Annotated in this window: 9 protein-coding genes; 3 read left to right on the plus strand and 6 right to left on the minus strand. The window is 34.0% G+C overall.

Annotation, left to right across the window (positions count from 1 at the left end; translation table 11 throughout):
- The 5 genes from B3P23_RS03275 to B3P23_RS03295 all read right to left on the minus strand — a co-directional run.
- A partial coding sequence (locus tag B3P23_RS03275) for a hypothetical protein (protein ID WP_293924479.1) occupies window positions 1–399 on the minus strand: 399 nt, incomplete at its 3' end.
- 230 nt (window positions 400–629) lie between these two features.
- Complete coding sequence (locus tag B3P23_RS03280; protein WP_293924480.1) at window positions 630–1,424, minus strand: glycoside hydrolase family 16 protein; 795 nt, start codon at window positions 1,422–1,424, stop codon at window positions 630–632.
- A 423-nt stretch (window positions 1,425–1,847) separates the two neighbouring features.
- Window positions 1,848–3,011: a PDZ domain-containing protein gene (locus B3P23_RS03285; protein ID WP_293924481.1), complete on the minus strand. Its 1,164-nt coding sequence runs from the start codon at window positions 3,009–3,011 to the stop codon at window positions 1,848–1,850.
- Between the two features lie 318 nt (window positions 3,012–3,329).
- Window positions 3,330–4,922 (minus strand): SusD/RagB family nutrient-binding outer membrane lipoprotein, encoded by a 1,593-nt coding sequence (locus B3P23_RS03290; RefSeq protein ID WP_045753680.1) that lies wholly within the window; start codon window positions 4,920–4,922, stop codon window positions 3,330–3,332.
- Between the two features lie 16 nt (window positions 4,923–4,938).
- Window positions 4,939–8,130, minus strand: a complete 3,192-nt coding sequence (locus B3P23_RS03295; protein ID WP_045753681.1) for a SusC/RagA family TonB-linked outer membrane protein — start codon at window positions 8,128–8,130, stop codon at window positions 4,939–4,941.
- Window positions 8,131–10,014: 1,884 nt separating this feature from the next.
- Between B3P23_RS03295 and B3P23_RS03300 the strand changes: the two genes are divergently transcribed.
- The 3 genes from B3P23_RS03300 to B3P23_RS03310 all read left to right on the plus strand — a co-directional run bounded on the left by B3P23_RS03300 (window position 10,015) and on the right by B3P23_RS03310 (window position 12,301).
- Window positions 10,015–11,013, plus strand: coding sequence for a helix-turn-helix domain-containing protein (locus B3P23_RS03300; protein ID WP_293924484.1), 999 nt, complete (start codon window positions 10,015–10,017; stop codon window positions 11,011–11,013).
- A 239-nt stretch (window positions 11,014–11,252) separates the two neighbouring features.
- The gene (locus B3P23_RS03305) at window positions 11,253–11,828 is read left to right on the plus strand and encodes a MauE/DoxX family redox-associated membrane protein (protein WP_293924486.1); all 576 of its coding nucleotides are present in this window, start codon (window positions 11,253–11,255) and stop codon (window positions 11,826–11,828) included.
- Between the two features lie 149 nt (window positions 11,829–11,977).
- Window positions 11,978–12,301 (plus strand): hypothetical protein, encoded by a 324-nt coding sequence (locus B3P23_RS03310; protein WP_045753684.1) that lies wholly within the window; start codon window positions 11,978–11,980, stop codon window positions 12,299–12,301.
- Between the two features lie 69 nt (window positions 12,302–12,370).
- On the opposite strand, the gene B3P23_RS03315 is transcribed toward B3P23_RS03310, so the two are convergent.
- On the minus strand, window positions 12,371–13,720 hold the full coding sequence (locus B3P23_RS03315; protein WP_293924489.1) for a RagB/SusD family nutrient uptake outer membrane protein: 1,350 nt from the start codon (window positions 13,718–13,720) through the stop codon (window positions 12,371–12,373).
- Window positions 13,721–13,733: the final 13 nt, after the last annotated feature.

Raw genomic sequence — 13,733 nt, forward strand, 5'->3', positions numbered from 1 at the left:
TTTGAATTTGATATAAGTTTCAATAATAATCTGCTTCACTCCTAATTCTGGAAGATTTTCTTCTCCCTTTTGAATGAGGGTGTCTCCTTTTTGAATCAATTCGAAATCAAAGATATTATTTTCCCAATCTCGCATACTGCAGTATTGAAGTCGTTCTTGATATTTGTTACCATTTAATGTATAAGTTCCACCTCCAGAAACAAATAAAGGATCTTTTCCTTTGCCCTTCTCTTTGTCGTGATTAAAGAAAGAAAAATGATTTTCATTAAACATTTTAAACATCTCTGTTTTTAATGTATCTGAAAAAGCAATAATAGTATCCCCTCCTTTGATGGTTTTACTTTCAATTAAACGATAGGTTCCTGAAAGGTTTTGATCACTTTCGACTGCCTTATCCATTTTTTTAGAACAAGAGGTACACAAAATAAAGGACAACAAGACTAGCAGCTTTTGATTTTTTAGGTTTTTCATAAAATGGTTTTATAATAATAGCGTTCAAATAATTATAGTCTGAACGCTATTAAAGATGCAAGATTTTTTTTGTACCACCAAATTGCTATTTTCAATTTCCCGTTTATATAAAAAATGTATCACAGTAAACCGTTGGACATGCGGTAAAGAATAATAAATTACTGATATACTTTCACCCAATCAATCAGCATTTCCACGGGTAATTGTTTCGAATCTACTTTCCCCACCCAATTACCTCCTAATTGTTGATCTATTAATAAAAAGAAAGGTTGATCATAGGGCCATTGTGCTTGATCTAATTCAGTCATTCTAGGATATGTAAACGTATCTTTACCATTTAACTGGAATACAATCCGATCAGGATACCAGCTTATGCCATATATATTATATGCAGCTGCATTGATTTTAGCTGTTCCGGAATGTGGCGGATTATTTTTTCTTCCGAGATCCAATGTATAATAGGAATGAGTTGTCTGATAGATGATAGAATCATGATTAAGATGTTCCATAATATCAATTTCTCCATTTTTAGGATACTTGCCATATTTATCTAATTCAGCAAGCATCCAAATTGCTGGCCATGCTCCTTGTGCACTACCAAGCTTAGCGCGTATTTCAATTCGACCATATTGAAAGGCAAACTTTCCTTTACTCCAAATACCACCTGTTAAAAAAGGACGGGAATCTCTGGACGAATCCGAATTATTAATGCCCTTCAAAATCAGTTTACCATCTTCCATTGCAAAACAGGCAGTATCCATACTCATATGTCTATTCCAATCAGACTCGCCTGCGGGTATTTTACTCCATTTTGTCGTATCTATAGAAGTGCCATTAAAATGATCTTCCCAGATCAATTTCCATTTTTTTGCTTCACGCCGCTCATGTTGTATATACACATATGGATGTGTTATTAAGCGATTGCTAACTTGACATGAAGTTAAAAATGCCATGCATGTAAAATATAGAATAAAATAATTAGTCATCTGCATAAAAAATTGCATTAGTATATGTAAAATTACTTAAAACACTTCTATTATGATTAAGTATGTGAACCAGTTAGCCAATTATTATATTTGAAATCATTTATGAGGTTTATCTCTTTAAACTTCTCATTGAGACGCTAACAGTAAACAGCCCAATGTAGGTACAAGATCATCAATAAACATGAGCAAATTAAATTTCACCTTGTGGCACTCTTTAAAACAATCATAATAAATGGTATTTCTACTTCTGCTAATGGATCTTTATATATTCTACTATGATCAGCGACTGTAATAAAAATAGTTTATTTTTCTATTCCAATAGTTTGTTTGGTTAACTAACAGATTTCAACAGCTGATTACTTTCAAAAAATATAATTATTCACTAAAAGATTAATCGTGGACAAAAGGTAGCGGATCTCGTAATATAAAGCGAAAATCTATCTTAGTTCCGTTTCTGTCTATCTTCATTATGATTTCTTTTCCTTCTTCCGATTTCATTAAATTTGTGATATCTTCTAATGTATAAGCAGAAGCTGTTCTCCCATTAACTGCTAAAATTTTATCATCTCTCCTTAAACCTGCCAATTGAGCAGGAGAATCTGCCCTGACCATATCGATTTTAAATAAAGGTTTTAAAACAAACTTAAACTGCAGTTTATTATTAAAATTAACATCCTTACTATCATCACGCTTTAATGTAACTGGTATTTCCTGCTTTTCCCATTTCATTCCATCGTGTACAATTTCTAAACCACTCATATTCAAATAATAAAATTTATCAAAATTTCTATTCTTACTTAGATAAATCTGTTTATTGGGATAATCAAAAATAATTCTAAACCGCCGTAATAACTCATTGCCAATAGATCCAATTCTCTCATTTACCATCTTTGCATTTTGAACGAATTCCAACTCCGGGTAAGCCACCAGTGGAAATGACATTTGGAATGGACCTATGGTCAATTTCTTTATGCGATTTCGCAAACCATAAATTTCACCATTAAATCCCTGACCGATATAATCCGAGATAAAGGGGGGGCGAATTTCATAATCTTTCAATCTATTTTTCAATAACAATACCGCATCACTATTTCCCATATCGATAAGTGCTTTACCATTAATCTCCAGATTATCTTGCTGTACAGAAATTTTAACAAATGGGCGACTTCCGATAACCTCAATGGCTAATGTCGTTACCTTTGACCATGACTTTGGGGTAGTTTTATTAGGAAATACTGTTATTCTCTTTTTCAAAAAGTCAAATTCAATTCTATGGTCTGAAAAGAAGCGACTGCCCAATATCCCATTCACCTCAACACCTATTCGTGATGATATATCAATATGCTCATTATCTAAAATAAAAATAGGATGATCTCTATCTACCATTCTTTTTGCTATTCGCAAATGATTATTGATCGCTAGAATTCCCTCTATCCCACCACTACTTCCAAATCCCTGAAACTTATTTTTAAATATGGTACTATCGACAAGACCTAAAGACTTTCCAAATACCATTGTTTCTTTCACACCAGTATCAAGCAAAAAATTCATCATAAAACCATTGACTTCGACAGGTATAATAACCAAATTATGAGCAAAAATAAAAGGGATACTCAGCTTTTTATTTTTGAGCAAAACAAACCCTGACTGCGCGAAAGCGCATTGGAAAAGAAAACATGTGAACAATAGGAGGCCTATTTTCATAAAAGTCTATATTGGTATCCACAATATACAAAAAAAGAGGATAATAACACATTTGTCCTATAAGAGATAAAAAATAAAAATTTAAAAGCAAAAGAAGCCTTCATATATTTCATATGAAGGCTTCTTTCAAAGATAGATGTCAAATCACCTATCTATGTTTATTATAAATTATTTTGCAAACCAAAGTTTTTTATCGATCTCATCACCACCAAGCTTACTGACAGCATTACTCCAATTAGTACCATTTAAAGTTTGTTGAGTAACCGGATATCTCACACGAGCAGGAAGATCCTTAGCTACAACATTACCCGATTGAAGCGGGATAAAAGTGTAGGTAGAACCATCGTGTGGACGCGTTGCTGTTTCACCAGGCATCAATAATATTTCAGTATCAGGAAAACCTGTTCTTCTATATTCATTCCAAGCTTCATCAGGATTATAGAATAAACTTACGTATTTCTGGTTTAAGACATTACGTTGATTAGCCGTTGGAAGTTTAGCTACAAATGTCGCGATATCTGTTTCAGGCACACCTACTCTCTCCATACTAGCACGCACTCCCTTTTCATAATGATCTTTAGACCAGGAGTTATTTTCACTCAATATAAATTCTACTTCAGCATATTCCATTAAAACTTCTCCGCGATTTGCTGTTAAGATTTCCTTAGAAAAGAAATTTACATTTGCTGCTGCTTGATAGTAAGTCTCCACTTTAGGTAAAGCATACGGAACACCGATATAATCCTTCATATCTTTTGAATCAGTATATCCTGTACTATTATATGCCAAAAATGTTATACCTTTTGGAGCGGCTATTTTATAAAGTCGTGGATCAAATCCAAAATTTGCAGTTTCTCCTTTAAGAAGTTGTACAAAAGAGCGGTTTGGCCAAAAGTCAGTACGTGGAGTACCAGCATAAAAAGTCTGCCAAAGGGGATTACCTTCTACATTTGTAGAGCCAAAAGCATGTACTGCATTATCTTCATTAGATGTAAAAACACCGCTTGCGATTGCATCTTTTATTTCAGCAGCAGCAGCAGGGTATACATGTTTGATACGATTGGCTATACGAAGTCGTAAGGAATTAGCAAATTTCTTCCATTTTGCCGCATCACCGCCATAAATGTTATCTCCACTAGTGAATCCTGATTCATTAATTTTTATTTGAGCAGCTGCTTCTTTAAGTTCTTTTAGAAGATCTTTATAGATATCTTCCTCAGTTGCATAAGCCGGTAAAGGATATTGTTCAACATTTAATGCTTGAAAATTAGGATTTTCCTTTTGCCCATATGACCAATAAGGAACTGGACCAAAATGAGACACAAGATTATCAAATGTATATGCTAACATGATACGAGATGATGCAATTTGATTATCCAAATTACCATAAGCTGACATTTTAGTACTAGTTTCTGGATTTGTACACATATCAATAATATCCTTGAAACTATTAGCTGATCTATATAAATAAATCCAACCATTTGTAGTTTGTGCATCACGATATTGATATTTATCCTCTTCTACATAGTTGTTTTGTGCAGAGTATTGCATCCAGGGCATAGACATTCTAGCCATCCACCAACCATCACGTGTAAAATTCATCAGATAGCGGTTTGCTCCATTAAATACCGTGTAACTTGGTACTTCTTCTGGTGAATTCGGGTTTTTATTAATGTCAGCAAGATCTTTTGTACAGGACATCATCGTTAATGTAGATAATCCGATCACAGAAGACAATAATATTGCTTTTATATCTTTCATATTAAAATAGTCAAAGTTAGAATTGTAGTTTTAAATTAAATCCAAATGTTTTTGAAGCGGGTAAATTTCCGCCTTCAAAACCTTGAATGTTACCACTTCCTGTAGTTGCCATCTCTGGATCAAAGTTTTTGTTGTCTAGACCCCAAGTTGCAAGATTTCTTGCAAAACCAGAAATGGTTGCTCCTTTTAGATGTAATTTGCTAATAAACTGGCTTGGTAAATTAAAACCTAAAGTTATCTCACGCAGTTTTATATAGTCGGCGTCAAAAACGTTTTGCGCAGTAGGTCCAGCATAATAATGTCTATAATACTGTTCACCTGTAATTTGTTTAGTATTTTCCTTAGTATCCGTAACAGTATATGAGCCATCTTGGTTAAATGTAACTTTACCTGTTACTCCTTTAGAAATAGTACCATTTTCACGTACACCATCAGCAGCGGTTGCTTCCATGACACCAGTATAGTGACCAAACATATTAGAAATAGAGAAAAACTTACCACCTTTTTGCATATCAATTAAGGCCGAAAGCGTGAATGCTTTGTAAGTAAACGTATTTCTCCAACCTGCATTAAAATCAGGAAGTATAGAACCTAAATTTTTATTTGGAGTTTTCAGATATAACCCAGACGCCTCAGATACCACTTTATTTCCTCCGTCATCATAAACAAAATCAGAGCCAAATATTTGACCATAAGGTTGGCCCGGTTTAGCTATTAGAGTTGCATTAAATGGAGCTGTACCGATTGTTAACGATTGCAATCCTTCAGCTAATTCTACCACTTTATTTCTATTTCTAGAGAAGTTAATATTAGATGTCCATTCAAAGTTTTCTTTACGTACAGGAACTAATGTTAACATCGCTTCGAAACCCTTATTAACTGCTTTACCTGCATTTAACACTCTTGAACTAAATCCAATCTCTGCACCAGTAGTTACTGGCATAATTAGATCAGTAGTTTCTTCATTATAATAAGTAAAATCTATACCAACTCTATTGCTTAACATTTGCGCTTCAAAACCGAATTCATATGATTTTTTGGTTTCAGGACGTAATTGAGAATTCAATTTTGAAAGTCCTTTAAGGAAATAGGGGTTATCTAAGAATGTGGTATTGTCAAAAACATTATTTAAATAAACATCTGCTAAACGATAAGGATCCGTATCATTACCAACTTGCGACCATCCAGCACGCAATTTACCAAAATTCAACCACGATTGTTTCAAGACCTGAGAAAAGACAAATGATCCTGTTACAGAAGGGTAAAAATAGGAATTATTATCTTCTGGCAAAGTAGAAGACCAATCATTACGCCATCCAAAATCTAAAAACAATAATTCTTTATATCCTGCTGAGAAATTTCCAAAAATTGAATTTACGCGCTTTTTCGAATGAAAAGTTTCTATTGTAGCAGCTTGAGTACTATTGTTGATCGTATACAAATTTGGCACAATTAATCCACCCTGAGTTGAGGCAGTAGATCGATGAGTTGTTGTATTTCTACGATTCATACCAGCAAAGGCATTCAAAGAAAATGTCTCCCACTTTTTATCAAAATGTATACGACCTTCATAATTCATTTCCATGAACTCTCGTATAGCTTCGGAGAATGATGAAGTTGCAACAGAACCTACAGCAACCTGTTCATTAATTTTCAATGTGTAATTATCACCATAAATATTTCCAGTTGCGTATAATCCAGGCATAATATCATAACGTAACTCTACATTTCCATAGAAACGATCACGTTGATCAGTCGCAATATTTTCATTAACAATCCAATAATGATTATCTGAATAATTTGGAGTTGGATCATCCCAAGATTTAATATTCCAAGATTTTTGCGCACCAGTAATCGTTTTATAATTTTTCAGACGAGAATAATCCAATTGAGTCTGTCCCCACTGAAACATTTTCTGACCAATAGAATTATCTCCATATCCTTGCTCTGGTCTATTGAAACCATTAGTTCTTACATAATTAATTGTTCCTTTAGCAGTTAATTTATCAGAAAACTTGTTATCTAAACTCAATGCAACTGTAGTACGCTTAAGTTCACTATTAGGTACAATACCTGTTTGACTTGTATTCGATAGTGATAGACGCGCTGCTGTATTTTCATAAGACTTAGCAAGAGCTAAAGAGTTGGTATATGATACTCCTGTGTTAAAAAATGATTTATAATCATCTTTAGGATAAGCCCATGCACGAGTTTTTAAATAGTTTTCAGTATCATTTGGATCGAAAGCATCCCAATGCAATACTTGTTGCCCATCTAATTTTGGACCCCATGACTCATCCGCGGAATAATCAACCAATTGATATTCTTTTCCGTTTATTGTAGCTTTAGAAAAATCTGAGCTATATCCACCACCATATAACTTCTGTAATTTAGGTGTGATACCTAAACTCTCAAAAGCAACACCTGTATTGAATACGATCTCATCACGACCTTTTTTAGCTGATTTTGTCTTAATTAACACGACTCCATTTGCTGCTCTAGCTCCATACAAAGCCGATGCTGGACCACCTTTTAACACGTTGACTGACTCTATATCATCTGGATTAATATCAAATCCTGCATCTCCATAGTCACGTCCACCAGCACCACGTTCCGCATTGGCTGAATTGTAGTTGGAATTATTCATTGGAATTCCGTCTACAATGATTAAAGGTTTATTCTCTCCTGTAAGTGAGCCAATACCGCGAAGGACAATACGTGTTGATCCCCCTAAACTTGAAGAAGGTGCAGAAACAACTGCTCCAGCAACATTTCCTGAAAGAGATTGTAATGCATTACCACCTCGAGCTGCTGTTAAAACATCACCTTTTACCTCTTGCGTCGCATATCCTAAAGATTTTTTATCTCTTGTTACTCCCAAAGCTGTAACAACAACTTCATCCAAAGCATTATCGGAATTATCCAAAGTAACATTAAAAGCGGATTGTCCTTCTTTAACAATGAGGGTTTTATCAGAATAACCAATAGAACGGAAAACGATAACTTTTCCTGTAGGAACAGAAAACGAATAATTTCCATTCGCATCTGTTTGGGTAGCTAGAGTAGATCCTTGTACAGCAATAGTAACTCCTGCTAATGGTTTACCATCAGCTCCAGTCACTCGACCGCTGACCTTTTTATCCTGTGCAAATGCAACAGAGGTCAGAATCATACTACCCACAAAAAAACTGAGTAATGTTTGTTTCATATGTTTATGTTTATTTAAGTATGTAAAGCCTTAAAAAGGCTTTGGTTAAGTAAATTCCTTTTCATAAAATTTTAACAACCGAATCTTCTCGTACTATTTTCGATAATTAAAATTCATATTCAATCAAGATTTTCAATCCATTTTATCTTTATACAGACGAAAAACCGCAATCGATTGTTTATTTTTTGTTTAACACATTCTTATAAAAACTATATTAAACTTATATAAATATTTCGTTGGTCAATTAGGTATTAGCTCTTAACTAATCTAGATTTTGCCTAACACACTTTATAATTTCAAACAACAAGCTTGTTAAAAAATGTTAAAAACAAAGTTAAAATAATAATTTAATTAATCAACAATCCAAATAAAAAGATATGATTGGAGTTTATTACTGTATAAAATCACCAAATTATTGTGGTACAATTAAACTCTTTTAATATGTTATTGCTACTTTAACCGAGGATAAAGCACTTTGTCCTATAGATTTGCTACTACTTAAATTGTCATGCAGTATTTAGTTTTCTTCTTTTTTAAGATCAGTTAGTATACTTTGTTAAAAAAATGTTAAAACAAATATATACCATTTTTTAAATTTGAAACAGTAAAATGATATGCTAGCATATAAAATCTCCAATAAACTACATAACTAATTGATATTTAGATGATTATTTTTAATCTCATATGTAACAAAAATCTTTATGTATCAGTTAATTCTGTATAAAGAAGATTTATTAATCATTGTTTAGACAATTATTAAAGATTTAATGAAAGAATAGACACACAAAAACTGATTTACGATTTGCAGGCCGGATTATTTTTCTTAACAAGGTGCTAATAATGATATTCTACATTTGAATCAAAAAGAGCTTGCATAAGCAGATGATGAACTATTTTCTTCCATATCAGATCTGGAACTAATATCCAATCTTCTTTACCTCCATCATGAAAGACCAGTGATAACAACCAAGTCTTTTCGCTTATTTTACAGTTTGCTCCGCAGACTATTTGATTATCTTCTAAAATATAAAAACAAGCAAATTGATGAACCTATCATCAGACACTATCAGCTCTTATTCAGTTTATAGGATGTATAACGTAACCACATGGATACTCAAGAACAACCTACCGATATCAAATCAATCTTCTACATAACAAACTCCACACCCATCATAGACGCTCTCAAAGAAATGGGAATCTCCGAAACCCTACTGTAGGAAATCCAATATGCTGTCGACCAACACTTCGATGATATAAAATTCAATCTCTCCTGTTAACGTTATTTTTTAAAATTGAGTATATTTTTACTACTAACGTTTTTACGCTCACAAGACTATTTAATTAAATAATTTCAACTCCCATGAATATCCTGAATCTCCCAAAAAAATTGAAGATCATAAAAGACACCCTGATTCAAACAGCTAATTATAAAAAGTAGGGGTATACCCCCGTTACCCCTATACCGACCGGCCAACTTCTCTTTAAAAACAAGCTCTATATCTCTGTAGAGCTAATTCTATAGATCAGCTGAAAATACCCCATTTCCTATAGACTACCCCTCACCTCCCTTTAAACACCAGTTAAGCCGTCTATCCGGTGTAGAATACCCTATTCATTGCCCCTACGCAACGCCATTAACCGATTTATCTTTGTTTTGAAGCGTACGAATAAGCAGAAGCTGACGCTTAAACAGGTCGCCCCGTCACAACGGGGAGTAAAGGACTGTGGCGCCCTGTTTTTAAAAATAAATAGTAAAACACAAATAATTGGACTTAAAAACGCAAATAATTGGGCTCAAAAACCCAATTATTTGGATTTTCTTTTTATGAACTTTAGGTGAACATTTATAAAAAGCAAAAAATAACAATTTTAAAACCCATAATTATGTTAAAATCATTACAATTACAACTCGATCAACCATTTGGAACTATCTGTGAGCCTAATAAACTAATAATGAAATCTCATATGGAGATGAAAAATGGAAATTGCCAGCATTTTAAGCGGGCAAAAACCGAAGCCATCTTACAAGAATTTGATGGCCTATTGGCATTTATCAATCTATTGGACGTCAAGTCTACAGATAGATGTATTATCCCATTTAAGGTCATAAAATCAGATATCCACTTAGTCCACCTACTAAAATCAACTGGATCAATCCTGATTAAAGATCTGCAGGGAAATAAAAGCTATACGATCAATCCTTTAAGAGGTCGCTACATTTACTTACCAGCAGGTCTGTATGAATTGCATATACCAAAAGGCCAGAGCCATTTATCGAATCTCTATTTTCGATGTAAAATCTTCCGTGATGGCAATGAACGACCTTTCCATTTTTTACATCCTCTCATTGAAGCCCATCGTAGTCAAAGTATATATTCCTGTGTCAGCATAGATTTTGAAGTCGGTACACGTACACACGCCCATATCAAACATTTAGTCAGTAATCTAAAAAAAGGAAAACTAGAAAATGAAGAACATATTTTTACAGCAGTCAAAAAATTGATCAGACTCTCCTCAGAAAAAATTTTTAATGAATATGAACGTGTTGACGGAAATGAAAAAACTGCACTTGCATTGCACGATAGTATCAGGACTTATTGTGAACTCGAAGGACATACCTTTACCTTAACAAAACTTGCTAAGGACTTTGGAGCTAGCTTCAGAAACTTGAATAAGATACACTTGAAATATTTTAAGAAAAGCATGCAGCAATACAAGAACGAAGTGATTCTAAAACAAGCTACAGATTTAATTTTAGCTGGCAATCCCTCTTCAAATGTATCTGACACCTGTAATTTTAAACATCGTGAAACTTTTAATCATTTCTTTTACCGTCATACTGGTATGAGTCCCACAGATTATTTCAAAACACAAGGTAAATAATACTACACAGATTCATTCCATTCAAAGAATAAGAGAAGCAGTTTCACTAAAACTTCCTCCTCTCTTAATACTTCTTCTCTACATCACCCAAATTTTCAAGCAACCGCAGCAAGAAAAAAGGATAAAATCGTCAAGTTCTAAGAACCAAAATCGTCAACCCATCCTCAATCTTAGTCCCGACCTTAGCCTTAGCAATTTAAATAAATAGCAAAGCGAAGAAAATAAATAGTAAATCAATCATGAAAAAGAAGATAAGACATATCACCAGCAATAGCATCCATATCTTTATGATCGTGTTTTGGCTATTTGTAGCTACAGATAAGCTCTGGAACTTGGAGACTTTTCATAGTGCGTTACTTAAACAGCCATTTCCATCTTTGTGGGCAGGTACACTGTACTGGAGTCTTCCTATTGGAGAACTGATTATCGGATTATTATTTATTGGACAGTACCGTCGTTTGGCTCACCTTCTTTCAGCAATTTTGTTACTCATCTTCAGCATCTATATCAGCCTAGGGGTGATGGGATTGTACTCAAAACTACCATGTGGATGTGCTTCTGTCTTTAATGAACTTTCGTGGCATTGGCATCTTATTGTGAATATTATTCTTTTCAGCCTATCTATATTGGGATGGTACTTGACTGGACCAACCAACCCCATAGATAATAACCCTGATAAGTGCACAGTTCAACCAATCTCCTATAAGAAGTTTTTCGTTCTACTTATCATCTTCTTTCGTACTGAATTTTGTAGGTTAAGAAAAATATTTCCGAAAAAATTCGCATTATTCCCGGGTAGGCCGGTACAAATTTAAATTATGATACGTGATGGTACACCCCGTAAAAAGAGATCCCGAGGAACAGACAGATCGGTACACCTCGCTAAAGCATGTTACTGATCAATGACAATAAAATAAAGTTTTTTGGAGGACGTTTTTTGCTATTATAAAAACGGGAACACAAGATGAATATCATTAATTTCATCAAAAAAAATGCAATGGCTATGGTAGCTGCAGTTGCAATAATCGGTTTTAGTTCTTTTAATTTGGTGGAAAACTACAATTCAGCTGGTCTGATGTGGTATCCAGTGGATGCTACTGGAAATATCTCCAGTACAGGTAATTCGTCCCCTACGAGTGGATGTAGCGACCAACAACTTCCGATTGTTTGTGAAATACAGTTAGAATCAAATCCAAACGGAACTCCACCTGCAAATCATATCGATGATACGCAGTTAGAGGGAGGATCAGTTCCTTTCTCTTCAGCCAAATTTCGTGAAGAAAACTAAAATCTAACGAATATAATTAAATACCTCCCGCTAATACATACTTTGCGGGAGGTATCTTTTTATATATCATCATTGTGCATAGCTACCTAGATCAACTACCACTTGCGGGAACGGCATAGCGTATCGTAAACTATTTGGTTCTAAAGAATATGTCTCTCCTTCTACAATCTTAGTAACTGTTCGTTCTGTATTTTTATGAAGATTCAATCTTTTCAAATCAGTCCACGCAACTCCACGTAATAACAGTTCTTTACGTCGCTCCAATAAAATACGGCTCAATAATTCATCACTTGAAAGATCTGCTATAGGCTGAAAATCTTTATATCTTTTAGACAGCAAAAAATTCAGATCTGCCCTACTCTTATCAAGATCGCCACTCCGTAAATAACATTCCGATCTAATTAAGTATAATTCATCTGTTGCAAGACCTCCAAAATAACCATTCGGACCAGTATATGAACCTTTAAAATTAGTAAGACCATTTTTCAACACAAAAAAACCTTTTTTGCGAAGATCATTATCGCTGTACTCTTTGAGTAATTCCGGACTAATATCAATACGTACTGCCGACATGACTTGCGCATAACTTATAGAAGTATAAAAAACAACCTCAACATTGCCATCTGGAAATGGATAGGCTTTAGTAAGATCCAAATCATTATAATTTAAAAGCTCACCATTTAACTTTATAGCTTCATCACTATTATGCAAAGCACTTTTATAATCCGCCATTATTAAATTAACACGAGATAATAACATGAGTGCTGCTCTCCTATTAGGTTGGTACATATTAATAGTTGTTTCATCAAGCAACTGAATAGACTCCGACACATCATTTTTCATTTGTAAATAAGTCTGTCCAATAGTAGATCGAATTAATTTAACATCTAAATCAGTACCATCTCTTAGCGGCAATCCCGGTTTACCTATATTTTGTTCGCTATAAGGAAGGCAATAAATCTGTGCCAACTGGTAATAAGCCCATGATCTAAAAAACAAAGCTCTACCTTTTACATTGTTATATTTTTTTTGATCGTCAATTTTATCAATTTTATTTAAAATTTCTAAAATCAAATTTGCATAGTAAATCTGTTGATAAAAATTCCCCCAGTTTTCCAAACCAATATTGTCAACAAACAATTCTTCTTTCCACAAATAAGCATTTGCCTGCCATGGAACAAGACTTCGCCAATATGATGAAGGTACTATAAAATCTCCTGCAGCAATATCGCCAAGTGGGCTTGTTCTCCCTTCATTCATGATTGTTGTCCTATTCAAAATAGCTTCGGCATCTGACAAGGTACTTGGAATTACCAACCCTTTTGAAGAACGAATCTCCAACCATTCTTTTTTACATCCCTGAAGAATCACTGTAAAAAGAAAAGTTAAGAGAATGAATATTATCTTTTTATTTTTCATTATAGCAGTTTTA

This window comes from Sphingobacterium sp. UBA6320, from assembly GCF_002440335.1.
In the GTDB taxonomy this organism is placed as follows: domain Bacteria; phylum Bacteroidota; class Bacteroidia; order Sphingobacteriales; family Sphingobacteriaceae; genus Sphingobacterium.